The organism is Arthrobacter sp. PM3, assembly GCF_003352915.1.
Lineage (GTDB): Bacteria > Actinomycetota > Actinomycetes > Actinomycetales > Micrococcaceae > Arthrobacter.
The window spans coordinates 266,188-292,778 of record NZ_CP022314.1; the positions used below are offsets into that span (position 1 = coordinate 266,188).

General features: G+C 69.2%; 22 protein-coding genes. 3 read left to right on the forward strand and 19 right to left on the reverse strand.

The window, feature by feature from the left end; all coding sequences use genetic code 11:
* Positions 1–45 precede the first annotated feature (45 nt).
* The 4 genes from menD to CFN17_RS01320 form a co-directional block, all read right to left on the reverse strand.
* Positions 46–1,794, reverse strand: a complete 1,749-nt coding sequence (gene menD, locus CFN17_RS01305) for a 2-succinyl-5-enolpyruvyl-6-hydroxy-3-cyclohexene-1-carboxylic-acid synthase (protein WP_208749617.1) — start codon at positions 1,792–1,794, stop codon at positions 46–48.
* Entirely contained in the window at positions 1,791–3,578 is a 1,788-nt protein-coding gene (argS, locus tag CFN17_RS01310; RefSeq protein WP_208749618.1) for an arginine--tRNA ligase, read from the reverse strand. The genes menD and argS overlap by 4 nt, the downstream gene beginning before the upstream one ends.
* Before the next feature lie 188 nt (positions 3,579–3,766).
* Entirely contained in the window at positions 3,767–5,851 is a 2,085-nt protein-coding gene (locus CFN17_RS01315; protein WP_208749619.1) for a PhoX family phosphatase, read from the reverse strand.
* Between the two features lie 158 nt (positions 5,852–6,009).
* Positions 6,010–7,047 carry an o-succinylbenzoate synthase gene (locus CFN17_RS01320; RefSeq protein WP_208749620.1) on the reverse strand — a complete coding sequence of 346 codons (1,038 nt, stop codon included), beginning with the start codon at positions 7,045–7,047 and terminating at the stop codon, positions 6,010–6,012.
* A 305-nt stretch (positions 7,048–7,352) separates the two neighbouring features.
* On the opposite strand from CFN17_RS01320, the gene CFN17_RS01325 reads away from it, so the two are divergent.
* On the forward strand, positions 7,353–8,288 hold the full coding sequence (locus tag CFN17_RS01325) for a phosphatase PAP2 family protein (RefSeq protein WP_208749621.1): 936 nt from the start codon (positions 7,353–7,355) through the stop codon (positions 8,286–8,288).
* 22 nt (positions 8,289–8,310) lie between these two features.
* On the opposite strand, the gene CFN17_RS01330 is transcribed toward CFN17_RS01325, so the two are convergent.
* From CFN17_RS01330 to CFN17_RS01345, 4 genes are all read right to left on the reverse strand, one after another.
* Positions 8,311–9,525, reverse strand: a complete 1,215-nt coding sequence (locus CFN17_RS01330; RefSeq protein WP_208749622.1) for an MFS transporter — start codon at positions 9,523–9,525, stop codon at positions 8,311–8,313.
* A 45-nt stretch (positions 9,526–9,570) separates the two neighbouring features.
* Entirely contained in the window at positions 9,571–10,308 is a 738-nt protein-coding gene (locus CFN17_RS01335) for a GAF and ANTAR domain-containing protein (protein ID WP_208749623.1), read from the reverse strand.
* Between the two features lie 35 nt (positions 10,309–10,343).
* Positions 10,344–11,630 (reverse strand): MinD/ParA family protein, encoded by a 1,287-nt coding sequence (locus CFN17_RS01340; protein WP_208749624.1) that lies wholly within the window; start codon positions 11,628–11,630, stop codon positions 10,344–10,346.
* Between the two features lie 116 nt (positions 11,631–11,746).
* Positions 11,747–12,562, reverse strand: coding sequence for an MBL fold metallo-hydrolase (locus CFN17_RS01345; protein WP_208749625.1), 816 nt, complete (start codon positions 12,560–12,562; stop codon positions 11,747–11,749).
* A gap of 222 nt (positions 12,563–12,784) precedes the next feature.
* Between CFN17_RS01345 and CFN17_RS01350 the strand changes: the two genes are divergently transcribed.
* The gene (locus tag CFN17_RS01350) at positions 12,785–13,414 is read left to right on the forward strand and encodes a TMEM175 family protein (protein WP_208749626.1); all 630 of its coding nucleotides are present in this window, start codon (positions 12,785–12,787) and stop codon (positions 13,412–13,414) included.
* Between the two features lie 23 nt (positions 13,415–13,437).
* On the opposite strand, the gene CFN17_RS01355 is transcribed toward CFN17_RS01350, so the two are convergent.
* Genes CFN17_RS01355 through pdhA form a run of 3 tightly spaced genes read right to left on the reverse strand, consistent with a single transcriptional unit; the run spans position 13,438 to position 17,446 of the window.
* On the reverse strand, positions 13,438–15,120 hold the full coding sequence (locus tag CFN17_RS01355) for a dihydrolipoamide acetyltransferase family protein (protein WP_208749627.1): 1,683 nt from the start codon (positions 15,118–15,120) through the stop codon (positions 13,438–13,440).
* A gap of 2 nt (positions 15,121–15,122) precedes the next feature.
* Positions 15,123–16,235, reverse strand: coding sequence for an alpha-ketoacid dehydrogenase subunit beta (locus CFN17_RS01360; RefSeq protein ID WP_208749628.1), 1,113 nt, complete (start codon positions 16,233–16,235; stop codon positions 15,123–15,125).
* Entirely contained in the window at positions 16,232–17,446 is a 1,215-nt protein-coding gene (gene pdhA, locus CFN17_RS01365) for a pyruvate dehydrogenase (acetyl-transferring) E1 component subunit alpha (RefSeq protein ID WP_208749629.1), read from the reverse strand. Before pdhA ends, CFN17_RS01360 begins: the two co-directional genes overlap by 4 nt.
* A gap of 159 nt (positions 17,447–17,605) precedes the next feature.
* Between pdhA and CFN17_RS01370 the strand changes: the two genes are divergently transcribed.
* The gene (locus CFN17_RS01370) at positions 17,606–18,067 is read left to right on the forward strand and encodes an Lrp/AsnC family transcriptional regulator (protein ID WP_208749630.1); all 462 of its coding nucleotides are present in this window, start codon (positions 17,606–17,608) and stop codon (positions 18,065–18,067) included.
* Here the strand turns inward: CFN17_RS01370 and galU are convergent.
* From galU to ppsA, 8 genes are all read right to left on the reverse strand, one after another.
* Entirely contained in the window at positions 18,064–18,954 is an 891-nt protein-coding gene (galU, locus tag CFN17_RS01375; RefSeq protein ID WP_208749631.1) for a UTP--glucose-1-phosphate uridylyltransferase GalU, read from the reverse strand. The two genes, CFN17_RS01370 and galU, sit on opposite strands and share 4 nt — an antisense overlap.
* Positions 18,955–19,052: 98 nt before the next feature.
* Positions 19,053–19,832 (reverse strand): enoyl-CoA hydratase/isomerase family protein, encoded by a 780-nt coding sequence (locus CFN17_RS01380; protein ID WP_208749632.1) that lies wholly within the window; start codon positions 19,830–19,832, stop codon positions 19,053–19,055.
* 24 nt (positions 19,833–19,856) lie between these two features.
* Positions 19,857–21,083: a 1,2-phenylacetyl-CoA epoxidase subunit PaaE gene (paaE, locus tag CFN17_RS01385; RefSeq protein ID WP_208749633.1), complete on the reverse strand. Its 1,227-nt coding sequence runs from the start codon at positions 21,081–21,083 to the stop codon at positions 19,857–19,859.
* A 16-nt stretch (positions 21,084–21,099) separates the two neighbouring features.
* A complete protein-coding gene (gene paaD, locus CFN17_RS01390) occupies positions 21,100–21,672 on the reverse strand; it encodes a 1,2-phenylacetyl-CoA epoxidase subunit PaaD (RefSeq protein ID WP_261792502.1) in 573 nt (190 codons plus the stop codon).
* An 11-nt stretch (positions 21,673–21,683) separates the two neighbouring features.
* Positions 21,684–22,619, reverse strand: a complete 936-nt coding sequence (gene paaC / locus CFN17_RS01395) for a 1,2-phenylacetyl-CoA epoxidase subunit PaaC (RefSeq protein ID WP_208749634.1) — start codon at positions 22,617–22,619, stop codon at positions 21,684–21,686.
* Positions 22,616–22,921 carry a 1,2-phenylacetyl-CoA epoxidase subunit PaaB gene (gene paaB / locus CFN17_RS01400; protein WP_136321706.1) on the reverse strand — a complete coding sequence of 102 codons (306 nt, stop codon included), beginning with the start codon at positions 22,919–22,921 and terminating at the stop codon, positions 22,616–22,618. The genes paaC and paaB overlap by 4 nt, the downstream gene beginning before the upstream one ends.
* The gene (gene paaA / locus CFN17_RS01405) at positions 22,918–23,949 is read right to left on the reverse strand and encodes a 1,2-phenylacetyl-CoA epoxidase subunit PaaA (RefSeq protein ID WP_208749635.1); all 1,032 of its coding nucleotides are present in this window, start codon (positions 23,947–23,949) and stop codon (positions 22,918–22,920) included. Before paaA ends, paaB begins: the two co-directional genes overlap by 4 nt.
* Before the next feature lie 162 nt (positions 23,950–24,111).
* Positions 24,112–26,511 (reverse strand): phosphoenolpyruvate synthase, encoded by a 2,400-nt coding sequence (ppsA, locus tag CFN17_RS01410; protein ID WP_208749636.1) that lies wholly within the window; start codon positions 26,509–26,511, stop codon positions 24,112–24,114.
* Positions 26,512–26,591: the final 80 nt, after the last annotated feature.

Below are 26,591 nucleotides of genomic sequence, written 5' to 3' on the forward strand. Positions count from 1 at the left end.
ATTTAGCGCGTCGCCGGACAACAAGCGCGTCCGCGGTCCGGCGGGTTACGGCTGCGGGACGCCCTCGACGGCGGCGTCCACCGCGGCGCGGATGGCGCGGTGCAGTTTCCCGAGGCTGTGCCGGTCCGTGCGCACTTCGATGATGCTGCGGCCCTCCACCGGCGAGGTCAGCGCGTCGGCGAGCTCCGCCGTCGTGCCCACCCGGCGGTGCGCGACGCCGTAGGCGGCGGCGAGCGCGGCGAGGTCCACCTGCTGGGGGGTGGCGAAGAGGCGTTCGACGGCGTTGCCGTAGCGTCCCGCCGCGGCGACCGCGCCGTGCTCGAGGAGGCCGAAGATGGCGCCGCCGGCGTCGTTGTGGACCACGATCCGCAGCGGTGGTTCGGCTTCCCCGGCGCCGAGCAGGAGGCCACCGGCGTCGTGCAGGAAGGTCACGTCTCCCAGGAGCACCGTGGTTTCCTGCCGGCCGCCGAGCGCGATGCCCGTGGCGGTGGAGGTGGTGCCGTCAATTCCGGCGAGGCCCCGGTTGGCGAACATGGTGGCCTGCGGCTCGGCCGGCGGCGCCCCGGCGAGGTCGACGTCGCGGATCCCGTTCGAGGAACCCAGTACCAGCTGGCCGCGGCTGTGGTTCCAGACCGCGGCGCCGACGGAGGGCCCGGTCGCGGCGGGGGACGCGGCCAGCACCAGGTCCACGGCGTGCTGCGCCGCGGCCCCGGCCAGCAACCACGCATCGAGCCACGCGGCCGGTCCGCGGCCGGCGAACTCGGCCAGGTCCGCGAGTGTCTGCAGCGGCAGTTCGGTCCGGCGGCCGGGTTCGTACCAGGCCACCGGAACGGGCTGGTACAGGGCCGACGGCACGTCGGCCCTGGCCAGCAGCGCGCTGACCGGCCGGGACAGGGTGGGCCGGCCGAACAGGACCACGCGCTCGATCGGCTGGGCCGCGTCCGCGCCGAAGTGGTCAATCAGCAGCCGGTAGGGCCCCACCGCGTTGGGGCCGAACCGCGCGTTGGAGGACGGTTCGGCCAGCAGCGGCAGGCCGTGCGCGCGGGCAAAAGCCTCGGCGACCGGACCGGCGTCGTGCCCGGCCAGCACCACGGTGCGGCGCTCCGGCAGGGCGGGCGGCGCCGCCGGGAAGTCCAGCGCCAGGGGATTCCGCGCGGCCCGGTACACGCCGCGCCCGGCCGCCGCGGGCAGCCCGTCGCCGGCCGCCGGGACCAGCGGGTCGCGGAAGGCCAGGTTGAGCTGGACCGGCCCGGGCGGCGTGTCCTCGAAGGCCCCGGTGGCGGCGCTCAGGGCCGTTTCCACGGCGCGCTGCGGGTCGCTGCCCGCGGGGACGTCGACGGCGAACCGGACGTGCTCGCCGAACAGGTCCAGCTGCACGGTGGTCTGGTTGGCCCCGGTTCCGCGCAGTTCCTCGGGCCGGTCCGCCGACAGGACGACGAGCGGGACCGCGGCGTGGTTCGCCTCCATGACGGCCGGCAGGAGGTTGCCGACGGCGGTCCCGGACGTGGTGAGGACGGCGGCCGGGGCGCCCGTGGCCAGGGCCAGACCCAGGGCCGTGAACCCGGCCGAGCGCTCGTCGATCCGGACCAGCAGTTCAACCTGCCCGGCGGCGTCGGCCTCGGCCAGGGCGTAGGCCATGGGCGCCGAGCGGGACCCCGGGGACACCACCACGTGGCGCACTCCGGCAGCGAGCAGGGTGGCGACGGCGATCCGCGCCGCCTCCACGGCGGACAGCTGCCCGGAGCCGGACGGGCCGCCCGGGCCGGACTGCGTGTCGGGACCGGACGGGCTCACATGTTCTCCGGCGTCTCGATGCCCAGCAGCTCCAGCCCGCCGGACAGGCGGCGCAGCACGAGCGCGCACAGGGCCAGCCGTGATTCGCGGACCGGCTCCTCAGCCTTGAGCACCGGGCACTGGTCGTAGAAGGACGTGAACAGCTGGGCGAGCTCGAACAGGTAGCCGCAGAGCCGGTGCGGCTCCAGGGCGTCCCGGACCTTGCTCAGAGTCGTGTCGAACTCGAGCAAGTGCAGGGCCAGCGCGCGTTCTGCCGGTTCGACGACGGCGATCGCCCGGGCGGTCCCCCCGCCGTTAGCGGGGGTGCCGCCGTCGGCGTCCTGTTCCAGAGCGCCCGCCTTGCGCAGGATGGAGCGGATCCGTGCCGCAGCGTACTGGACGTACGGCCCCGTGTTGCCGCTGAGGGCGAGCATGCGGTCGAAGTCGAAGACGTACTCGGTGTCGTGGCCGGTGGAGAGGTCTGCGTACTTGACGGCGCCGATGCCCACCTGGCGGGCGGTCACGGCGCGTTCGGCGTCGCTGAGTTCGGGTCGGCTCGCGTCGATGACGGCGCGGGCGCGGTCAACGGCTTCTTCGAGCAGGGCCATGAGCTTGACCGGGGCACCGGAGCGCGATTTGAGGATCTTGCCGTCCGCGCCGAGCACGTTGCCGATCTGGACGTGCACGGCCTCGACTGTGTCCGGCAGCCAGCCGGCGTCCCGGGCGGAGGCCATGACCATGCGCAGGTGGACGTTCTGCGGGGCGCCGACGACATAGAGGACCCGGTCGGCCCCCAGTTCGCGGACACGGTAGCGGATGGTTGCGAGGTCGGTGGTGCCGTAGCCGTAGCCGCCGTCGGACTTGCGGATGATCAGCGGCAGCGGCTGCCCGTCCCGGCCGGTGAAACCCTCGGGGAAGGTGCACAGGGCGCCGTCGCTGATCCGGGCGAGGCCGCGCTCCTCGAGTTCCTGGCACAGCTGTGCCAGATGCGCGTCGTAGGAACTTTCACCGGCGATGTGGTCGTCGGTGAGGCTGATGCCCAGCATGTCGTAGATGGCGTTGAAGTAGCGCCGGGACTGGGCGACGAGCCGCTGCCAGACGGCGAAAGTCTCCGGGTCTCCGCCCTGCAGGGCCACGACGCGGAGCCGGGCGCGGGTCGCGAACCCGTTCTCGTCGTTGGCGGAGGCGTCGAACTTGGCCCGGGCCGCCTGGTAGAACGCGCTGGGATCGTCCACCAGCAGCGCCGCCTCCGGGGAGTCCTCGCCGATTTCGAGCCAGTGCTCGATCAGCATCCCGAAGGGGGTGCCCCAGTCGCCGATGTGGTTCTGCCGGATCACGGTGTCGCCCAGGGCTTCGAGCACCTTGACGAGGCTGTCCCCCACCACCGTGGTGCGCAGGTGGCCGACGTGCATTTCCTTGGCGACGTTCGGGGAGGAATAGTCGACGACGACGCGCTGCGGTGTCGCGGCGGGCGTGACCGCGGTGGCCGGGGACGCGGCCTGGGCCGCCTCGGCGTTGAGCAGTTCCTCGATCCAGGCGCCGTCGTAGCTGAGGTTGATGAAGCCGGGGCCGGAGATTTCCACGCGGGTGCAGATGCCGTCCAGGTCCAGGGCGTCCACGATCTTGGCGGCGGCCTCGCGCGGCGGCAGGCCGGCCTTCTTGGCCAGGGCCATGGCGGCGTTGATCTGGATGTCGGCGAACTGGGAGGGCCTGACCACCGGGTCCGCCTGCCGGAACTCTTCGCCGAACGCGGTGGCAATTGCAGCCTGGACTCTGGGGACAACCAATTCGGCCGGATTATTCACAGTCCCAAATTATCAGTTCACCCCCACCCCCGACGCTCCCTCACGTCCCGGCCCCAAACAACGGACGCTCCCTCACGTCCCGCCCCCAAACACCCGACGCTCCCTCACGTATCGCCGCCGGCGGGCCAAACGTGAGGGAGCGTCGACCCGGAACCTGCGAAAGGGTGAGGGAGGATCGGGAGGGCGGGTCAGGCGTCGGTGCGGAACACCTGGACCACGGACGGGCGCGGGGCGCGCACCTGGCCGGGCTTGGGCGTGGCCCCGGCGGCGACGTAGTCCGGGAAGTAGGAGTGCTGGGCGGCGAACGTGCCCTCCTCCCCCGGGTGCTGCACGGCTACGAACACGGTCCGCTCGTCGTCGTGGATCACCGGCCCGCACGTCTCGGCGTCGCGCGGGACGGCGAGAAACTGCTCCACCTTGCCGCGTTCGGCACCGTCCAGGGTCACCTTGAAGAGCCCGTCGGCGTAGCCGATGCTGGATGGGGCGCCGTCGGTGGAGATCCACAGGTTGCCGACGGAGTCGAAGGCGACGTTGTCCGGGCAGGAGATCGGCGAGACCTGGCTGGCCGGGAAACCGGCGAAGTAGGCGGCGGAGTTCTTGGCCGGATCGCCGCAGACCATGAGCAGGTTCCAGCCGAACGTGGTGGAGGTCTGGTCCCCGGTTTCGGTGATTTCCACAATGTGGCCATCGCGGTTGAGGGTGCGGGGGTTGACCTCCGTGGCGCCTTCCTTGCCGGCCTTGCCGCGGTCCGCATTGTTGGTGCAGACCACGTAGACCTTGCCGGTGTGCAGGCTGGGCTGGACGTCCTCGCAGCGGTCCATCTTGGTGGGGCCCACCTTGTCCGCGGCCAGGCGGGTGTAGACCAGCACCTCTTCCACGGACATACCCGCAACGGCAGACTTTCCGCCCACCACGAGCGGCAGCCAAACGCCGGAACCGTCGAAGGCGCCGTCCGCGGGGAGTTTGCCGGAGCCGTCGATCTCGGCCGGGGCGGAGTTGCCGTTGAACTTGGCGACGTACAGGTCCCCTTCGGAGAGCAGCGTCAGATTGTTCTTGCGGTCGCCTTCGATGTAGACGCCGGCCGAGACGAACTTGTACAGGTAGTCGAAGCGCTCGTCGTCACCCATGTACGCGACCACGTGGCCGGACTTGGCGACGATCACGTTGGCGCCCTCGTGCTTGAAGCGGCCCATCGCGGAGTGCTTGCGCGGCGTCGAGGAGGGGTCGAACGGGTCCACTTCCACGATCCAGCCGAAGCGGTTTGCCTCGTTCCCGTACCCGGCGTTGCGGGTGTCGAACCGGGGGTCGTCGAGTTCCCACTGCCGCGCGGTGGGCTTGCTGGTCAGGCCGTACCGTTTGTCGGCGTCGGACGTTCCGGGCGCGGCAAAGTAGCCGTTGAAGTTTTCCTCGCCGGAGAGGATGGTGCCCCACGGGGTGGTGCCGCCGGAGCAGTTCCCCAGGGTCCCCTTGATGGCCCGTCCGGTGGGATCGGCGGTGGTCCTGACCATGGCGGAGCCGGCGGCCGGGCCGTCGAGTTCGTAGGTGGTGTCGGTCAGGAAGCGGCGGTTCAGGCCGGCGCCCCGGACGTAGTTCCACGGCTTGTTCTTGTTCTTCCGTTCCAGCTCCACGACGGTCAGGCCGTGGGCGGCGCGGCCGATCGCGCGGGTCTCGGCGGCGTCGAATCCGGCCGGCACCATGATGTTTTCGTTGGTGTATTCGTGGTTGGTGAACAGCACCGCCCGGCGGTCCTTGGAGCCCTCGATCGGCAGGATGTCCGTGTAGTCGTTGTTGTAGCCGAACTGGCGGGCCTGGGCGGCCGCGCTCTGGCGGTCAAGGTCGAACGCCGGCGAGTCGTTGAAGAGCGGGTCACCCCAGCGGATGACCGGCTGCCAGGTGAAGCCGGCCGGGACGGTGAAGGCGTCGACGGCGGCATCGACGGGGGCGATTGCGCTGAACTTCAGCTTCGAGGCGCCGAAGCCGTCCTTCGCGGCGGCGGCAAGGCCCGGACCGCCGTCGGCCGCGGCCGGACCCGCGGAGGTCACCGCGTTGCCGAGGACGACGGCGAGCGCGCCGGCGGCGCCGAAGCCCAGGGCGGCGCGGCGGGACATCGTGGCGGAGGCGATGTCGCGGAAGTAGCTGTTGGTGCTGGTGTTGCAGACCTCGCCCGAGCAGGCGTTGTCGCATTTCAGTGCGCACGTAACGGGGCTGCGCTTGCCCTTCGTGTGGCCCAGCATGGGCAGCAGGGAGAACGTGCGTCCGGACGATACAGGCATTCAGAGACCTTCCAAGGAGCGGGATGCGGTAGCGCCCACCCTTCCAGCCGTTATCTACCGAGAGACGTCTCCCGGGTGAAGAGCCGGTGAACGCTCACCTTGCCCGCCCAACCCGCCGGTTGCTCCGTAAACGCCCTTTTCAGGGCCGTAAAGGACCGTTACGGAGCAGCTGCTGCGGCCAGCGCCGCGTGCACCCGCCGCAACCGGTCCAGCCACCAGTCCCGGCGCTCCGGGGGTGCGGCGTACTCGGCCAGGAGTTCCGGCGCCGGGTTCACGTCGCGGAGGCGGATGGCGCCGTCGTCGGGCACCAGGGAATCGGGGGTGACGTCGGCCGCGAGCAGGGACACCGTTCCCAGGCCGCAGGCGTAGGGCAGTTCAGGCAGCGCGGCGGCCAGGGCCAGCCCGGCCCGGATCCCCACTGAGGTGTCCAGCGCCGAACTCACCACTGCCGGCAGCCCCGCCTGCGCCACAATGTCCAGGGCCCGGCGCACTCCGCCGAGCGGGGCTACCTTCACCACGATCAGGTCTGCCGCGCCGGCGCGCGCCACCTTGAGGGGGTCGTCCTCCTTGCGGACGCTCTCATCCGCGGCGACCAGTACGGGGACGCCGGCGGCGCGGAGCCGGTGCCGGACCTCGGCCAGGCCCGCAATGTCCGGCACGGGCTGTTCGGCGTATTCAAGTCCGACGGCGGCGAGCCGGGTCAGTGCCGTGACGGCCCCGGGCACGTCCCAGCCGCCGTTCGCGTCGACCCGGATCGCGGCGCCCGGCAGCGCCTCCCGGACGGCCGCCACCCGGGCGGTGTCGTCCGCGAGGTCCTGGCCGGGTTCGGCAACCTTGACTTTGACCGCGTCCACCCGGCCGAAGCGGGCCAGGACCTCGGGCACCCGGCCCGCCGGCACGGCCGGCACGGTGGCGTTGACCGGGATGCTTTGCCGCAGCGGCGCCGGGAACCCGGACCAGCCGGCCTCGACGGCGGCGGCGAGCCAGCGGGACGCTTCGGCGTCCCCGTACTCGGGGAAGGGACAGAATTCGCCCCAGCCCAGCGGCCCGCGCAAAAGCAGGGCCTCGCGCTGAAGGATGCCCCGGAACTTCACCCGCATCGGCAGGCTCACCACGTGGGCGCCGGCGAGGAGTTCATCGAGGCCCGGGAGGAAGGCGGCAGGAGGTGCCTGGGAATCCGGGGGCAGGGCGGGCATGATGCCACTGTACCGGGAAGCCCGCAGTGCTCCGGCCCTGCCGGGAGGAACCCTGATTGGGCTGGCATCGACTGGGGGTGAGTTCCTGGACCAGGAAACTCGTCTCCGCCGGCCCCTCAGGGAGCGTGCTGCCGGCGACAAACCACGCCGGCAGCAGGCATGACCGACCCTACGGCCACTGTCCGCGATCAGCCCGGGTAGCGTGTACTCGATTTCCCGTGCGGCCACCACTTCCCCGCCCGTTTCCCGCGCCGCGCGCCCTGGCCATCAGCTGGCGTGCAGGGTTCCATGGGACCCTTAATGGCATGACTTTTCGGCAGGAACACATCCCCGTGGACCCGTCTGCCCGAGTCCGCGAAACACCGCTCCCGCCTGCGCGGTGGTCCCCCGGCAAAGGCACGGCCGCGTTGTTCGTGCTCGCCGCCGTGGCTTGCGTCGCCGCGTTGGCCGTCACATACCTGTTCTTTGTCCGCACCACCACGGGCCAGTTCATTGACGAATCAGCGCTCGTGGAGGCGGTGGAGCTCAGCGGTACCGCGGGCAAGGCCGCCACCAAGCTGCTGGACTGGCTGCCGGCGCTCTCCGTGGTGATCGCTTCGGTCGTGGTGGTTTTCGTCACCGTCCTGCGCCGCCGCTGGGCTGCGGCCGGAATCGCGATTGCGGCCTGTGTGGGCGCGAACCTGGCCACGCAGCTCCTGAAGGACATGCTCCCCGTCCGGCCGTACCGCGGCGTGGAAACGCTGGAACTGAATTCACTGCCCTCGGGCCACACCACCATGGCGGCCTCGGCCGCCGCCGCCGTGTTCCTGATGGTCTCGCCGCGCTGGCGGCCGCTGGCCGGCTACCTGGGCGGCAGCTTCGCCGTCGCCACCGGGGTGTCCACCCTGATCAATCAGTGGCACCGGCCCGCCGATGTGGTGGCTGCCTTCCTGGTGGTCGGCGCGTTCATGATCCCGGCCGGCTGGCTGGTCATCCGCAGCGGCGCGCGGTGGAACGTCTGGGACGGATACAACCGGCATTGGGCCTCGGCGCGGGTCTGGGTGGCGCTCCCCGTCCTCACGGGCCTCGTTGCGGCCGGCGTGGCAGCTTACGCCTTGCTGAGCATCGGCCCGGGCGGGCAGGAGATCAGCACTGTCAGCTACTTCTGGGCCGGAACGTCGCTGATCGTCATCACCGGCTACCTCGCCACCGTGGCGGGCGTGTGGTTGTTCGGACTGGCCGCACGGCGCCGGGACGTGTAGCAGCGGGTGCCGCCGGGCACGGTCAGTAGTTCCGGCGGTGCTTGAGCCGGGGGATGGTGACGGCGAAGACCGCGGCGGCGGCGAAGCCGAGCACCCCGGTGGCTGCCACGCCGGCGCCCAGTGCCACGGAGGCGGTGACAGCGGAGAGCAGGACCGGTCCGCCGGTGGCCCCGGCGTCGGCCATGAAGCGCCAAATGCCCAGGAACTGGCCGCGGCCGTTGTCCGGTGAGAAGTCCGCGCCGAGGGTCATGTTCAGGCCGGAGCTGATGCCGTTGCCGAACCCGACCAGGAGCGCCGCCAGCATGAGCGAGGAAAAGCCGGTGGTGAGCGGGATCAGCAGCATGGCCGTCCCCATGATGAGTGTGGACGGCACCGCCACCCATTGCCGGCCTTTGCGGTCCATCAGCCGGCCCGCCGGGTAGAACACCAGCATGTCAATGGCCCCCGAGATCCCGTAGATGAGGGAGGCCTGGGTGGGTTCCATGCCCAGGTGGTCGGCCCACAGCGGGATGACGGCCTGGCGCGAGGCCCGGAGCGCGCTTAGGAGCAGGACCCCGGCCCCGACGGTCAGGAAGACGCCGGCGTGAGAGGTCGCGATGCTGCGCAGGGTGGGCTGGTGCGGCGGAACGCCGTCAGCCGGGACGGGCGCGGCCTCGAGGTCGGGAATGGTGACGGAGACGGCCGCCGCGGCGGCCATCGCGACGACCCCGGCCCAATAGGCCCCCGTGATGCCGGCGAAGTGCATCACCGCGGCGCCGATGAACGGACCGATGAAGATGCCGATCCTGTTGACGCCGCCGAGGGTGGACAGGGCCCGGGCCCGGAGCTGGACCGGGACGGCCTCGGTCAGGTACTTCTGCCGGGCCAGGCTGAAGACGCTGGCGGCCATGCCGACCACCAGCATCGCCGCCGCCAGCAGCCAGAGCCCTTCCGGGACCAGCGGTGCGACGGCCGCGGCGGCGAGGGCGGCGGCGCTGGCGGCCGCGGCCCCGACGATCGCCCAGCGCTCCCCGAATTTCAGGGTGATCAGCGACGCCGGCAGGTTGAAGAACCAGGAGCCGAGTCCGATCAGCGTGACGATCAGGGCGGCACCGGCCACCGAGGCTCCGAGGTCGCGGGCGGACAGGGCGACGACCGGGAGGATCGCGCCTTCGCCAAGGCTGAACATGAGCGCCGGACCGAACGCGGGAACGGCGATGCTGCGGAGGCTGAAGGGGGCCAGTCGTGTGGTGGTCATCCCCTTCATCCTAGGCACGCGCCGCGACGTTCCCGGACACAACAGCTACGCGTCGAAGTGCGTACGGACTTCCTCGGTGGTGAGGTTCCGGAGCACATCCGCGGCGACGTCCCGGAGCTTCTGGTTCCGGTTGCTGGAGACCCGGGTCAGGATGGCCATGGCCTCGTCCTGGGAGCAGCGGTTCTGGGCCATGATCACGCCGCACGCGAGGTTGATGGACGTCCGGTGTTCCATGGCGGCCTGCAGGTCCTCGGCCCGGGACTGGAAAGTTCCGAGCCGGACGGCGAGGCGGAGGGCCCGTCCTGCGAGGTCGGCGAACCCGGCGGCTTCGGCGATGATGTCCTCGGTGAAGATCCCGGTGTCCCCGCCAAAGAAGTTCAGGGCGGCCGCGGCGTCGTCACCGATTTCCAGCGGGACGCCCAGGGTGCTGCGGCAGCCGTGTGCAGCGAGCTGGCGCTGGTATTCCGGCCAGCGGGGATCGGTATCGACGTCCGCCAGGAGAACCACGCCCTTGGTCCGCAGTGCCTCAATGCAGGGGCCGTCGCCCAGGCTTTGTTCAATCCGGTCCAGGGTGACCGCCCGGGGGCTGCTGCCCGCGACCGTCATGGTCCGCTTCCGGCGTTGCAGCGTGACGCCGCAGTCGATCTCGGTGCCGGTGGTGCGGCTCAACGCAGCGGCCGAGAATTCGGCCAGGCGGCCCAGGAAGTCCTCGACGTTTTCGGTGCCCAGGAGCAGGTCCTGTAGGTGCAGGGCGGCGTCATCCCCGATTGCGTTATTGGCCATGCCTTAATTTACCGCGGCGCGCCCGGCAGGCGGGCTTAGACGTACCCGTCCACGATCGCGGCGGCAATCTCGCGGTAGGCACGCCGGGTTTCGGGCCGGAGCACGTCCAGGGTCACGAGGTCGCCGTCGGCCACGCCGCGGTCGTGCGGGACGGCGATCAGCTGGCGGCAGATGCCGGACAGGTGCTCTTCGATGGCGTCCTTGTCCACCCGGGTGGAGACCTCGTCCTTGTCCGTGATGACGACGACGGCGTTGCGCGCCAGGTCCTCGTAGCCGTGGCTGGCCAGCCAGTGGAGGGTGCTGCGGGCCCGTTTGGCGCCGCTCACGGCGTAGCCGGCCGCAATGATCAGGTTGTCCGCAGACTGCAGGATGCCGCTCATCGCATTGTGCGTGACACCCGTGCCGCAGTCGATCAGCGCCACCGAGTAATAGGCGGCGATGAGCTTGCGGATCCGCAGGTACTCCTCGGCCGTCAGGGAATCCGAGACCTCGGGGTCCTGTTCACCGGCGATGAGGTGGAGCCTGCCGGCATGATGCATGTAGCGTGCCAGTGCGGTGAGCGAATCGACCGACTCGATGTTCTTGAGCAGGTCCGTGATGGTGCGCGGGCTCTGCTGCTGGTAGATCCCTTCGCCGAGGGCGCGTTCGACGAGGTCGCCGGAGTCCGGGTTGGCGTCGATGGCGCACGGCGGGTCGCCGCGGAACTCCGCGAGGGTCAGTCCGACGCCCACGGTGGTGGAAGTCTTGCCGATCCCGCCCTTGAGGCTCAGGACGGCCGTGTTGTAGCTGCCCTGAAGCTGGCGGGAGATGCGCCGGGCGAGTTCGTCCTCTTCACGCTGGCGGGCGCTGGGGCCAAGGTTCAGGCCGCCGCCGGTCAGCTTATAGAGGGCGCCGCGAAAACCGCCGACAGGCCGGGGCTTCTGCTCGCGGACAAAGAGTCCGGGGGAACTGATGAAGTCCGGCACCGGGGCTTCGGCCAGGGCCGCCGCGCGGCTGGCCGAGCGGGTGGCGCGGGCCGGCTGGGCCGGCACGGCGGGAGCGGTCTCGGGGGCCGGCGGTGTCCGGACGGGGTCCTTGGCCGGCATCGCCGGACGCGCCGGCGCGTCGGCGGCGTCCGCGGCGGCGGCAGCCTCCGCCCAGGAATTGCTGGGGGCTGTCGGGCGCTGGTCGGCCTGGTTGCTGGAGATGATGGGCATGGTTCCTGTCCAGGCGTCGGTGCCGTCGCGGCGGCGGGCGCGCCGCCGCGTGAGCTCGGGCTGCTCTGCAGCTGCGTCAGCGTCGGCAGCGGTGTTGGCGGTCTTGTTGTCGACCGGTTCGGGCATGTTGGTTCCCCCCAGGGATCACAGCGCGGGCCGCTGCGGTGCTCGATTGTCATCGTTCAAAGGACAAGTCTAGGGGCAGTGATGCGCACCCTTACCATCGGACGCCAAAACCGGCCCTAATGATTGGCGCGCGTGTCCTGCAGCCTCTTGATGAACCAGCGGGATTGCTCCGGCCCGTACGGCAGAATCGGGATCGCCTTGGTGGCATCTTCCGGGGTTTCCCGGGTGGCTTGGGTTGCCTGCCGGACCGCGGTGGTCATGGTGTTGGCCATGGTTTTCACGAACTGGTCGCTGCACGGCTCGCCGTGGCCGGGGATCAGGAACTCGTAGCGGTGCCGCAGCGCAGACAGGTGCCGGAGGGCATCAGCCCATTCCTCGGGGTACGAATCCTCGAAGGACGGGTGCGATCCCTGCTCCACGAGGTCCCCCACGAAAAGCGTGCTCGCCGTGCCGACCAGCAGGTCGCCGTCGGTGTGGCCACGGCCCAGGTAGAACAGGGTAACGCTCTGGCCGCCGAGGTCCACGAGCACCGGCTGGTCCTTGACGATCGCGTTCGGCACCACCAGTTCGACGTCGGCGCCCTCCCCGGCTGCCATCTCCGGCTCCGCCGCGGCCACGAAGCGGCGCTGCTCGTCGCCGTTCTCCTCGATTTCCTCGGCGCAGTTCTCGTGCGCCCAAAACTCCGTCACGCCGTCGGCGGCGAAGACGGCGTTGCCGAAGAAGTGGTCATAGTGGGCGTGGGTGTTGACCACGACGAGCGGCAGCGCGGTCTTTTCCCGCACCGCGGCCAGGATCTCGCGGCCCTGCCGCGGGCCGCCGCCGGTGTCGATCACCATGGCGCGCTCCGTGCCGACCACCAGCCCTGTGTTGAGCCAAGAACCTTCAGTTGTCAGTACGTAGTTGTCCGGACCGACTTCGAGCCATCGTGACATTAAATCTCCGTAATTCAGACGCTATTCCGGCGTTGTTGGTGCGCTGTGCAGGCCTCGATTCTACCCGCGCCGGCTGGCAATTTTCCGGAGGGCATGCCCGGTCCGCGATGACGTGCGCCGATGCCGGGAAGCCATCGCCGCGGACGTAAAGACGGTGTAGCGTGTGGGCTACCTTACTTGATCCGCCATGTGCTCCACCGAACGATCGAAAGGTGGCTCCCGTTGAATTCCGGTTCATCACTGGAGCGGCTGGTGTTCTTCAGCGATGCGGTCTTTGCCATCGCCCTGACCCTCCTGGCGCTGGACTTGAAGCTGCCCGAGGGCATCCCCGCGGCGGACCTGGACGATGCCCTGGTCCAGGCCTGGCCGCAACTGTTTGCCTATGCGCTCTCGTTCCTCATCATCTCCCGGACGTGGATGTCACACAGGTCAGACTTCGCACGGATCCGGCACTTCAACGTGCCCCTGGCCAGGCTGAACCTGGCCCTGCTGTTCTTCATCGCCATGCTGCCTGCGCCCACGTCGATCCTCAGCGACTACGGGGACGACCCCACGCCCTGGCCCAGCGTGCTCTACGCCACCAATATTGCCGCGGTCTACCTGACGATGGCGGCTATCTGGGGCTACGCCAGGCGGGCCGGCCTGTTGGAGCGTGAAGTGGCCGCACACGTCCACCGGCCGGTCTTCAACGCCCGGCTCGTCGGGGCCGCCATCTTCCTGGTCTCGATTCCCGCGGCGTTTGCGCTGAACTCCTATACACCCCTGTTGTGGCTGCTGCTCCTGCCGGCGCCGTGGGTGACGCACCGGGTGTCGGTGTACCGGCAGGCGCGGGAGGGGACCGCGCAGGCCTGACGGCCTGGCCCCGTCCCCCGGACTCACATGTCCGCGAGCGCTGTCCCCGGGTTCTCGATCGCGTCCGCGACGTAGCGCAGGAAGCCGCCGGCCGTGCCGCCGTCGCACACGCGGTGGTCGAAGGTGAGCGTCAGCTCGGTGACCTTGCGGACGGCCAGTTCGCCATTAACCACCCACGGCTTGTCGATGATCCGCCCGACGCCGAGGATCCCCACCTCCGGGTGGTTGATGATCGCGGCGGAGCCGTCCACACCGAACACGCCGTAGTTGTTCAGCGTGAACGTGCCGCTGCCCAGTTCCGCCGGGGTCGCCTTGCCGTCGCGGACGATGGCGGTGAGGCGGCGGATCTCGGCGTCGAGTTCGCGGGCGCTGAGTTTGTCCGCGTTGCGCACCGAGGGCACCATCAGTCCCCGGTCCGTCTGCGCGGCGAAGCCGAGGTTGACGCCGTCGAACGCCACGATCTCCTGGCTGGCGCCGCCGGTGGTGTCCTCGGTGGTGACGATCCTGGTGTTCAGCGCCGGGTACTTCTTCAGCCCCGCGGTGACGAACCGGGCGATGAACGCCAGCAGGCCGGGCGTGTTCTGCGGGTCCTGCCGCTTCAGGGCGGCCCGCATGTCCACGAGCGCTGTCGCGTCCACGTCCACCCACACCGTGGCTTCCGGGATCTCGGAGCGGCTGCGGGTCATGTTGGCGGCGACGGCCTTCCTCACGCCCCGGACGGGGGTGCGCCCGGCGATGCCCAGCCCGGTGCGGGCATCGGTCCCGGCGTCCCCGTCACGCCCCGCCACCGGCTGCTGCATTACCGGCTGCCCGGTTACGGGTTGCTCCGGCGCCGGGGCGGGCTTGATGGCCGCCTCGACGTCGCGGCGCATGATGAGCCCGCTGGCCCCCGACCCCTGGAGTCCCCCCAAATCAACCCCATGATCGCGCGCCATCCGGCGGACCAGCGGAGAAATAACGGCCCCCAGCTTCCCGGGAACCCGGGTCCGCAGGAGCAAAAGGTCATCGGCGGCCTGCTCGGCTTCCGAGACGACGGCCACCGGAGCAACCCCCGCAGCCCGCTTGGGAGCCCGGGTCCGCCGGGCCACCCCATGCCCGCCAGGAGTCCCATACCCGATCAGGACATTGCCGGACCCGGCCTTCTCCTCCTCGCGGTACGCCTCAGCAGCAGCGGCAGCAGGCGAGGAGGCAACGGAGTCAGGTGAGTCGGCAACAGCGGCCGGCGACGTACCGGCAGACCCAGCCGACGCAGGCAATGCCGCCCCGGGAGTGGCATCTAAGGACCCGGACGAGGGCCCCGATGCGAGCTTGCGAGCATTGGGAAGTCCGGGGCCGCTTCCGGAGCCGGACGGCATGCTGCTTGCAGCAATGCCGTCCGGCGAAGGGGCGGGGGCGGCATTGCCTGTGGCGGCGCCATCAGCGGGAACTGCGGCGGCGCCACCCGCGGCGGGAACGGACGCACCAACCGGCATCACCGAGATCAGCGGCTTCCCGACGTCGAGCGTCTGCCCGGGCTCGCCGTGCAGCACGGCGACGGTGCCGGCGTACGGGGAGGGCACCTCCACCATGGACTTCGCCGTCTCCACCTCGGCGATCGGCTGGTCGACGCGGATTTCGTCGCCCACGGCCACGAGCCAGTTGATCAGTTCGGCTTCGGTCAGGCCCTCGCCGAGGTCCGGCAGGAGGAATACTTTCGGTTCGCTCATGGTCAGTCTTCCCACTGGAGGTCGTCAACGGCGTCGAGGATGCGGTCGACGCCGGGCAGGTAGTAGTGCTCGAGCTTCGGCGCCGGGTAGGGGACGTCGAAGCCGGTGACCCGGCGGATCGGCGCGGCGAGGTGGTGGAAGCAGCGTTCCTGGACCCGGGCGACGATTTCCGAGGCCACGGACGCGAAGCCGTGGGCCTCGGCGATCACCACGGCGCGGCCGGTCTTGCGGACGGAGGCGCAGACGGTGTCGTCGTCGAAGGGCACGATCGAGCGGACGTCGATCACCTCGAGGGACCGGCCCTCCTCGGCGGCGGCGGCCGCGGCGGCGAGCGCCGTCGGGACGGAGGGTCCGTAGGCGATCAGGGTGGCGTCGGTGCCGGAACGGGCGACTGCGGCGCGGCCCTCGGAGGATGTCCCGCGCCGGGTGTTGGCGGTGTGCTCGGCGCGCAGGGCGCCGAGGTCCACCTGGTCCTTGGACCAGTAGAGCTTCTTGGGCTCCATGAACATGACCGGGTCATCGGAGTCGATGGCTTCGCGGAGCATCCGGTAGCCGTCGGCCACGGTGGCCGGGGTGAACACCTTCAGGCCGGCCGTGTGCGCGTAGTACGCCTCGGAGGAGTCGCAGTGGTGCTCCACTCCCCCGATGCCGCCCGCGTAGGGGACCCGGATGACGATGGGCAGCTTCACGGTGCCCTTGGTGCGGTTGTGCATCTTGGCGACGTGGCTGACGATCTGTTCGAAAGCCGGGTAGGCGAAGGCGTCGAACTGCATTTCAATGACGGGGCGCATGCCGTTCATCGCCATGCCGACGGCCATGCCGACGATCCCGGATTCCGCCAGCGGGGTGTCGAAGCAGCGGTTCTGGCCGAAGGTCTTGGTCAGGCCGTCGGTGATGCGGAAGACGCCGCCGAGCATGCCGACGTCCTCGCCGAAGACCAGGACCGACTCGTCGGCGTGCATGGCGTCGGCCATGGCGGTGTTCAGGGCCTTGGCCAGGGTGATGGTCTGCGGGCCGATCTTTTCGGCTTCTACAGCGGCCTTGGCGGCAGCGCGGGCCGTGGCGGCGCTGACGTTGCCGTTCGCCTCGGAGGACGTGGTGACGGTGGGGCTCATTTCCCGGCCTCCGTGGCGGTTGATGCGGCGTCGCGGGCGAGTTCGTCGGCGAGCATGGCGGACTGTTCCCGCAGCTGCGGGGTGGGGGTGGAGAAGACGTACTTGAAGAGGTCCTGTGGATCCACCGGGACGTCCTCGCCCAGGCCCTCGCGCAGCTGGCTGGCAACGGCTTCGGCCTTGTCGGCGATCCCGGCGGCCCGGGCGTCGTCGAGCAGCCCGCTGTCCGTCAGGTAGGTCTTCATCCGGCTCAGCGGATCCTTGGCCACCCATTCGGCAACTTCGCTGTCCTGCCGGTAGCGCGTGGCGTCGTCGGCGTTGGTGTGCGCCTGCATGCGGTACGTGTGGGCCTCCACCAGCAGCGGGCCGGAACCTTCGCGGGCGAGCTTGACGGCGCGGCCCAGGACGGCGAGGAGGGCCACGACGTCGTTGCCGTCCACGCGTTCGCCGGCCATGCCGTAGCCCACCGCCTTGTGCGCGAGCGACGGCGCGACGGACTGGTGCGCCAGCGGCACGGAGATGGCGTACTGGTTGTTCTGGACGAAAAACACCACCGGAAGGTGGAAGACGGCGGCGAAGTTCAGGGCCTCGTGGAAGTCGCCTTCGCTCGTGGCGCCGTCGCCGCACATGGCCAGGACCACGGTGTCCTCGCCGCGGAGTTTGGCGGCGTGGGCGACGCCGACGGCGTGGAGCAGCTGGGTGGTCAGCGGGGTGCACTGGATGCCGACCTTGTGCCGGGCGGGGTCGTAGCCGCCGTGCCAGTCGCCGCGGAACAGTGTCATGGTCTGGACCGGGTCCACGCCGCGGGCCATCACGGCCACGGAATCGCGGTAGGTGGGGAAGAGCCAGTCGCCGTCGGCGAGGCACAGCGCCGCGGCAACCTGGCAGGCCTCCTGGCCGTGGCTTGAGGGATAGACGGCCATCCGGCCCTGCCGGACAAGCGCGGAGTTCTGGTCGTTGACGCGGCGGCCGACGACGAGCTGCTCGTAGGCGGCCAGCAGTTCGGCCTCGCCGGGGAGGGAGTATTCGTGCCCGGGCTGGGTGCCCTGTTCAGTGTGCGGGTTCAGGGTTCCGTCCGGGCCGACCATCTCGATCTGGTGGCGGGCGGGCAGCATGTAGTCCTCAACGGTGATGCCGAACTTGCGCACGGCCTCGCTGGCTGCATCTTCCGCTGTGCCGGCGGGTTGCGCAGTGTGGTCTGCGGAGATCGTCATTGGTCCGTCCTTCTGTAGCCACTAATCTTTCCCAGTATGCCGCCGGGCCATGTTTCGTATCCACCTCCGGCGAAAATCGTGGAGAAGTTTATAAATCTGCCCTAATCTGGAAGACAAATCGTAAGTGTGAGCTGGATAACCGGCGGGGGTTGTGGACAAATGGCAGAGCTCGAACCGGACGCGGCGGTGCCGCTGGACGATGTGGACCGGAACATCATCGCGGAGCTGACCCGGGACGGCCGGATGTCCGTGACGCAGGTGGCGGAAAATGTCCATATCTCGCGCGCCCACGCCTATACCCGGATTGCCCGGCTCACCAGCGAAGGCGTCCTGACCAAGTTCACGGCCCTGGTGGATCCGATCAAGGCCGGGCTGAAATCGTCCGCCTACGTCACGCTGAAGGTGCGCCAGCATTCCTGGCGCGAGCTGCGCGAACTCCTGCGCGCCATCCCCGAGGTCCACCACATTGCGCTGGTGGGCGGTGACTTCGACGTGATCCTGCTGGTGCGCGCGGTGGACAACATCGATCTGCGCCGGGTGATCTTCGACCAGCTGCAGTCCATGCCCGGGGTCCTGGACACGCAGACGTTCCTGGTGTTTGAAGACCTGGACACGCGCTAGCTGACGAACTCCTTCATCCAGGCCCGGAGCTCCTCGCCGAACTCCACCCGGTCCGCGGCGATGGAAATGACCGCTTTGAGGTAGCTCAGCTTGTCTCCGGTGTCGTAGCGGCGGCCCTTGAAGACCACGCCGTAGACCCCGCCGCCCTCACAGTCGGACACGGCGAGGGTCTGGAGCGCATCGGTGAGCTGGACTTCCCCGCCCCGGCCGGGCGGGGTTTCCTCCAGGACGTCGAAGATTTCCGGGTGCAGGACGTACCGGCCGATCACGGCCAGGTTGGACGGCGCCTCGGCCACACCCGGTTTCTCCACGAGCCGGTTGACCCGGACGTGGTCTTCACCCGGCAGCACCGAGATGTCGGCGCAGCCGTAGGCGCTGATCTCCGCCGGATCCACCTCGATCAGGGCGACCACCGAGCCTCCGGTCCTGGCCTGGACATCGATCATGGCGGCCAGCAGTTCGTCGCGCTCGTCGATCAGGTCGTCGCCGAGCAGGACGGCGAACGGTTCCTCGCCCACGTGCTGGCGGGCGCACAGGACCGCGTGCCCGAGGCCTTTGGGGTCGCCCTGGCGCACGTAGTGCAGCGGCCCGAGCCGGGAGGCATGGCGGACCGCCTCCAGCCGGTCAAGGTCGCCCTTGAGTTCAAGGGTGTTTTCCAGCGACGGCTCACGATCGAAGTGGTCCTCCAGCGCGCGCTTCTGCCGTCCGGTCACCATCAGCAGGTCGGTCAGGCCGGCCCTGACCGCTTCCTCCACCACGTACTGGATGGCCGGCTGGTCGACCACCGGCAGCATTTCCTTGGGCATTGCCTTCGTGGCCGGCAGGAAGCGCGTCCCCAGCCCGGCAGCAGGTATGACAGCCTTAGTTACAGAGTTCCCCAGAGTCATAACCGCACTTTACAAGCGGGTTCCGCAAATGAGAATGCTTCGAAGCAAAGACAAGTACCGGCAGGTCACGGGCCAGTAGGGCACCTTCGGGCGGCCCGTCAGCCCTTGAAAACGGGGCTGCGCTTCTCCTGGAAGGCACGGAATCCCTCGGCGTAGTCCTCGCTCTTGCACAGCCGGGCTTGCTCGGCGTTCTCCTCTTCCATGGACTCCCACAGCCCCAGACGCTGGTCCCGGATGTGCGCCACAAGCTCCTTGCTGGCGTTGAACGCTCCGGTCGCGCCGGCAGCCACGGTCGCCACGATAGCCCGGGTGTTCTCCAGCAAATCCGCCGCCGGCATGGCCCGGCTGAACAGTCCCTGCGCCACGGCGTCGGCACCGCTCATGAGTTCGGCAGTGTAGATCAGGTCAAGGGTCCGGTGCACGCCGAGGCGCTCGGTGAACAGCCAGTGCCCGCCCGAGTCCAGGGTGGCGCCGAGTTTGGCGAACGGTGAGCCGAACTTGGCGTTCTCGGCCACGTACACCACATCCGTGGCCAGCAGCAGGCCGAGCCCCACGCCGAGGCAGGCGCCCTGGGCCGCGGCGAAGGTCGGCGCCGGGAAGGCGCTCATCTTCTTCAGCAGCGGCTGGACGAGGCCGCCCAGGTATGCCTGCGCGTCGTCGCTCTCCGGCGTCACGCCGGCGATGTCCCGGCCCGCGCAGAACGCCCGGCCCTCACCGCGGAGCAGCAGGGCGCGGACCTCACCGCGGGCGGCGGCGTCAGCGGCGCGGTCGTACGCCTCGGACAACTCCGCCAGGGCCTGCTCGTCAAGGGAGTTCAGCTTGTGCGGGGCGTCGAGGACGACTTCGGCGACACCGCCGGCGATGGACAGGGAAATCATGGGGCTCCTTGGATTCGAAAGGACCTAGACGTCGAAGTCGACCGTGACTTCTTCGGTGGTGGGGTGGGACTGGCATGTCAGGACGTAGCCCTTGTCGAGTTCGTCCTGTTCCAGGGCGTAGTTCTCGTCCATCGTGACCTTGCCGGTGACCACTTTGGCGCGGCAGGTGCCGCAGACGCCGCCGGCGCAGGCGAACGGCACGTCGGGACGGACCCTGAGGGCGGCGTTGAGGATGGATTCCCGGGCATGGGTGGGGCTGGAGACCTCGCCCTGCAGGCCGTCCAGCTTGAAGGTGATCTTGTAGGTGGCCTGCGATTCGTCGGCGATGACCGGCCGGCCGATGTTGCCCTCGGGGCGGTCCGGTTTGCCGGAGGTGAACAGTTCGAATCGGATGTGTTCGGGGGCGACGCCCCGAGAGGCGAGCGTGTCCCGGCACAGCTGGACGAGCTCGAACGGGCCGCAGAGGAACCATTCGTCGACGTCGTCCGCGTGGATGGCGGTGCCGAGCAGCGACTGGAGCTTTTCGGCGTCGATCCGGCCGCTGAGCAGCGGCGCAATCCGCTGCTCCCGGGACAGCACGTGGTGCAGCGCCAGCCGGGACGGGTACTTGTCCTTCAGGTCCGCGAGTTCCTCAAGGAACATCACGTCCATGGCGGCCTTGTTCGCGTAGATGAGGTCGAACCGGGTCTCCGGGTGGGCCGCGAGCAGGGTGCGGGCGATCGCGATCACGGGGGTGATACCGGACCCGGCGGCGATCGCCACGAACGAGCCCGGCTCGCCAGCCAGCTCTTCCGGATGGTTCATCGAGTTCATGACGTTCTGCTCCACCGGCTTGCCGTCGCGTCCGTGCTTCGACACAAAGGCGCCCATGGGGCTCATGACGTCCAGGGCGTCACCGGCCTTGAGTTCGGCGTTGGCCCAGGTGGAGAACAGCCCGCCCAGATCCTTCTTGATGGCCACCCGGATTTCGCTGCTGCCGTCCTCGAAGCTGCGGGGTTCGGCGCAGATGGAGTAGCTGCGGCGGACCTCGTGCGGCTGGCCGTCGGCGTCGGGCAGGGTGGTGCGCAAGGCGACGTACTGGCCCGGCAGGTAGTCGAACTGTCCGGCGAGTTCAGCCGGGACGCCGAACGTGACCTCGATGGCGTCGTCGGTGAGCCGGCGGACTTCGTCCACCGTCAGGGTGTGGAAGGACGCACGACGGCGGCCGGTGGCGGCGGCCGATTCCGCGGCAGTCTGGCGGACAACAGTCATGAAAGACACCTGTTCCTTACAAAACTTTGAAGTAGTCGAACGGTTCCTTGCAGTCCTGGCACACGTAGAGGGCCTTGCAGGAAGTGGAACCGAAGCGGGTGAGTTCTTTGGTGTTCAACGATGAGCACTGGGGGCATTTGACGGCGAGGGACAGCCGGACCGGGCCGGCGTGCCGGGCTGCCGCGGAGTGGCCCGACGGCGGGGCGATGCCGTACTGCTCCAGCTTGGCTTTGCCGGCCTCGCTCATCCAGTCGGTGGTCCACGCCGGGCTCAGGACGAGGTCGACCCGGACCTCGGGGTACCCGGCGCGGTGGAACGCCGCGGTGAGGTCATCGCGGATGGCGTCCATGGCGGGGCAGCCGGAGTAGGTCGGGGTGATGGTGACCCGGACCGCCGGCACCATGCCGGCGTCGTCTGCGCCCGGTTCTGTGCTCACCTGGACGTCGCGCAGGATGCCGAGGTCCGCAATGGTCAGCACAGGGATTTCGGGGTCGCAGACGGTGGCGGCCACCGCCCAGGCTTTCGCCTGGGCGGTGTTGCCCTGCGCGGCATCCCGGCGCGCCGCGGTTTCCGGATCGGAGACGAACATGTCCATGACGCCTACCAGCTGGCTCCGGGGTGCTCGCGGGCGAGCACCTGCATTTCGGCGAGGATGTAGCCGAGGTGTTCGGAGTGCAGGCCGCGGCGGCCGCCGCCGGGTGCCGGCTGCACGTTGGGGACCTCGAGTTCGGCCTCGGCAAGGACCTCGCCGGTGAGCCGGTCGAAGTCGTCCCGCAGGCTGGAGGGCTGCGGCGCGGCGCCGGCCTCGCTGAGCCGACCGGTGAGTTCGTCGTCGCGGAACAGTTCATCCACATAGGGCCAGATGACTTTGAAGCCGTGCATCATCTTCGCCCGGGATTCGTCCGTGCCGAGGGCCAGACGCAGGACCCACTGGGCGCTGTGGTCCCGGTGGTAGTCGACTTCCTTGACAGCCTTCGCGGCTATGCCGGCAAGGGTGGCGTCCGTCGAGGTCGTGAGCCGGCGGTAGAGCTCGAACTGGTAGTAGCTGACCACGAACTGCCGGGCGATGGTGACGGCGAAGTCCCCGTTGGGCTGTTCGAAGAGCGCCGCCGAGCGGAACTCGTGCTCGCGGCGGAAGTAGGCGAGGTCATCCTCGCTGCGTCCGTCCAGTCCCCCGGCGTAGCTGAGGAACGAGCGGGCGTGGCCCAGCTGATCCAGGGCGATGTTGCCCAGGGCGATGTCCTCTTCGAGCTCGGGAGCACGGGAGATCCAGTGGCCCAGGCGCTGGGCCAGGATCAGGGCGTCATCGCCCAGGCGCAGGGCGAACTCGGCGGCGTCCTCGCTGGGCTTCGCGGTGCCGCGGCTGACGGCCAGCGCGATGTCCTCCGGGCGGAGGGCGTTGCCGGGGGTGATGCGGGTGGCGCTGGCCGTGGCCTCGCCGCTGCCGCTTGCTGCCTGGACGCCGACGGAGATGGCTCCGTGGCCGGCCGTTTCCTCCGCGGGTGCGGTAGCTTCCGTGTCAGGAGTGGGGCTCACAGGTGCTTCACTCCCTCGCTCTTGGTGTAGTAGGTGGCGTGCCGGTAGTCCTTGCCCTGCGGGGATTCGAAGAAGGCACCCTTGGAATCGGGGTCGCTGGAGGCGATGGCGTCGGCCGGGACCACCCAGATGGATACGCCTTCGTTCCGGCGGGTGTAGAGGTCACGGGCGTTCCGCAGGGCCATGGCGGCGTCCGGTGCGTGCAGGGATCCGGCGTGGACGTGGGACAGGCCGCGGCTGGAGCGGACGAACACTTCCCAGATCGGCCAGACGTTGCCTGCGTGGGGTTCGGGGGTTGTCATGCTGCGGATTCCTTCTCTGCGTGCTTGCGGCTCTGTTTGGCCGCGTAGGCGGCTGCGGCTTCGCGCACCCAGGCGCCGTTCTGGTGGGCTTCGCGGCGCCGTTCCAGGCGCTGGGCGTTGCAGGGGCCGCGGCCGGCCAGGACTTCGTGGAATTCATCCCAGTCCAGGGGGCCGTGTTCCCACTTCTTGGTGTCCTCGTTGAACCGGATGTCCTTGTCCGGCAGCGTGAGCCCGAGGACCTTGACCTGTTCCATCATCATGCCGACAAAGCGGTTGCGGAGCTCGTCGTTGCTGAAGCGCTTGATGTTCCAGGCCATGGACTGCTTGGAGTTGGGCGAATCGTCATCCGGCGGGCCGAACATCATCAGGGCCGGGGCGTACCAGCGGTTCACCGCGTCCTGGGCCATCTGCTTCTGTTCGGGGGTGCCGTTGGAGAGCTCCAGCAGGATCTCGAAGCCCTGGCGCTGGTGGAAGGACTCTTCCTTGCAGACCCGCACCATGGCCCGGCCGTAGGGGCCGAAGGAAGCCCGGCAGAGCGGCACCTGGTTGGCGATCGCGGCGCCGTCGACCATCCAGCCGATGGCACCCATGTCCGCCCAGGTGCGGGCCGGGTAGTTGAAGATCGAGGAATACTTGGCCTTGCCGTCCATCAGGTCCTGCATCATCGCGTCCCGCGGCTGGCCGAGGGTTTCGGCGGCGGAGTAGAGGTAGAGGCCGTGGCCGGCCTCGTCCTGGACCTTGGCCATGAGGATGGCCTTGCGCTTGAGGCTGGGGGCGCGGGAGATCCAGTTGGCCTCCGGCTGCATGCCGATGATCTCCGAGTGCGCGTGCTGCGAGATCTGGCGCAGGAGCGTCTTGCGGTATGCCGGCGGCATCCAGTCGCGCGGCTCGATCCGGGAATCTTCCGCCATGACTTTGTCGAAGTATGCCTGGCCCTCGGCGTCGCGCCGGGCCACGTCTTCGGGGCTCTGTTCGTGCCGTGCCGGCGATGGCTCAGCGGGCACTGACTGCAGGGTCTGCGATGCCATGGTTGCTCCTATGAATATCCGATAAATAATTACCGACCGTTCGTTCAGGATATGCGGAAGGCCGGAGATGCGTCAAGGACGGAAACGGCAACGGGCGGCACGGACTGGAATTCCCAGTCCGTGCCGCCCGTCAGGTTTTCCGCCTGCTTCGGCGCCCGGCCGTCAGTTGGCCGCGGCTCCTGCCCCGGCCGCCGCGCCGGCGAGCCGGAGCCAGGTGTCCACCACGGTGTCAGGGTTCAGGGAGACGGAGTCGATACCTTCCCCGACCAGCCATTCGGCGAAATCCGGGTGGTCGCTGGGGCCCTGACCGCAGATGCCCACGTACTTGCCGTGCGCCTTGCAGGCCTTGATGGCCAGGCTCAGGAGCTTCTTGACGGCGGGATCGCGTTCATCGAAGCTCCCGGACACGATCGCCGAATCCCGGTCCAGGCCCAGGGACAGCTGGGTCATATCGTTGGACCCGATCGAGAAGCCGTCGAAGTACTCCAGGAACTCGTCCGCGAGCAGCGCATTGGACGGAATCTCGCACATCATGATCACTTCGAGGCCGTTCTCGCCCCGGGTGAGGCCGTTCTCCGCCAGCAGGTCGACGACGCCGCGGGCCTCGTCCAGGGTCCGCACGAACGGGATCATCAGCTTGACGTTGGTCAGCCCCATCTCGTTGCGGACGAAGGACAGGGCCTCGCACTCGAGGTCGAAGCAGTCCCGGAAGGACGGCTCCAGGTACCGTGAGGCGCCCCGGAAGCCGAGCATGGGGTTCTCTTCGTGCGGCTCATAGGCCGGTCCGCCAATGAGGTTGGCGTATTCGTTGGACTTGAAGTCGGACATGCGCACGATCACCGGGTGCGGCGCAAACGCGGCGGCAATGGTGGACACGCCCTCGGCCAGGCGCTTGACGTAGTACTCGCGCGGGCTGCTGTACGCGGCGATCCGCTCACGGATGTCCGCGGCGACGTCGGCCGGCTGGCTGTCCAGGTTCAGGAGGGCCTTGGGGTGGATGCCGATCTGCCGGTTGATGATGAATTCGAGCCGGGCCAGGCCCACCCCGTGGTTGGGCAGCTGGGCGAAGGTGAAGGCCTGTTCCGGGGTGCCGACGTTCATCATGACCTTGACGGGGGCCTCGGGCAGCTGGGTGATCTCGGTTTCCTCGGAGCTGAAGTCCAGGAGCCCTTCGTAGATCACGCCGGTCTCGCCGTCGGCGCAGGAGACGGTCACGTCGAGGCCGTCAGACAGGACGTCCGTGGCGTTGCCGGTGCCGACGACGGCGGGAATCCCCAGTTCGCGGGCGATGATCGCCGCGTGGCAGGTACGCCCGCCGCGGTTCGTCACAATGGCGGAGGCGCGCTTCATGATCGGTTCCCAGTCCGGATCGGTCATGTCGGCGACGAGGACGTCGCCGGTCTGGAACGCGGCCATCTGGTCGATCGCGGTGAGGATCCGGACGCTGCCGGCACCGATGCGCTGGCCGATTGCGCGGCCCTCGACCAGGACCCGGCCGGTCCCGTTGAGACGGAACCGGCTCAGGCTGCCCGCGGCCCGGCGGGACTGCACGGTCTCCGGGCGGGCCTGCAGGATGTACAGGCCGCCGTCGACCCCGTCCTTGCCCCATTCGATGTCCATGGGCCGGCCGTAGTGCTTCTCAATGGCGACCGCATGCCGGGCGAGCTGCTCGACGTCGTCGTCATTGAGGCTGAAACGGTTCCGCAGGGAAGCTTCCACCGGCACGAAGTCGATGGTCCGGCCGATTTCGCGGCTGGCCGTGTAGGTCATCTGGAGGGCCTTCTCGCCCAGTCCGCGCTTGAGGATGGCCGGCCGGCCGGCCGCCAGGGCCGGCTTGTAGACGTAGAACTCGTCCGGGTTGACGGCACCCTGGACCACGGCCTCGCCGAGGCCGTAGGAGGAGGTGACGAACACGGCGTCCTGGAAGCCGGACTCGGTGTCCATGGTGAACATGACACCGGAAGCGCCGACGTCGGAACGGACCATGCGCTGGATGCCCGCCGAGAGCGCTACTTCAGCGTGTTCGAACTTGTGGTGCACGCGGTAGGCGATGGCGCGGTCGTTGTACAGGGACGCGAAAACGTCCTTGATGGCGAGCAGGATGTTCTCGATCCCGCGGATGTTCAGGAACGTTTCCTGCTGCCCGGCGAAGGAGGCATCCGGGAGGTCTTCCGCCGTCGCGCTGGAGCGGACCGCCCAGGAGAGGTCCTCGGAGCCGCCGTGCTTGTCCACCAGCTGCTGGTAGGCGTTGCGGATCTGGGCTTCGAAATCCGGCAGGAAGGGCGTCTCGCGGATCAGGTCGCGGATCTCCTGCCCGGCCGAAGCCAGGGCCGTCACATCGTCCGTGTCCAGGCCGACCAGCCGGTCGGCGATCTTCTGGTCCAGGCCCGAATCAGCGAGGAAGGTGCGGTAGGCATCCGCGGTCGTGGCGAAACCGTCCGGGACCTGGACGCCGGCAGAGGTCAGATTCTGCACCATCTCGCCGAGGGAGGCATTCTTCCCGCCCACCCGATCCAGGTCCTTGAGTCCGAGTTCTGAAAACCACAGGATGTCTGTCGTCATAATTACTGCTCCTTTGCAGATGGTGGCATGCAAGTGCGCCGCCCAGTCCCGGCGATTGCCGGTCGATGGGCGCAGGTCCT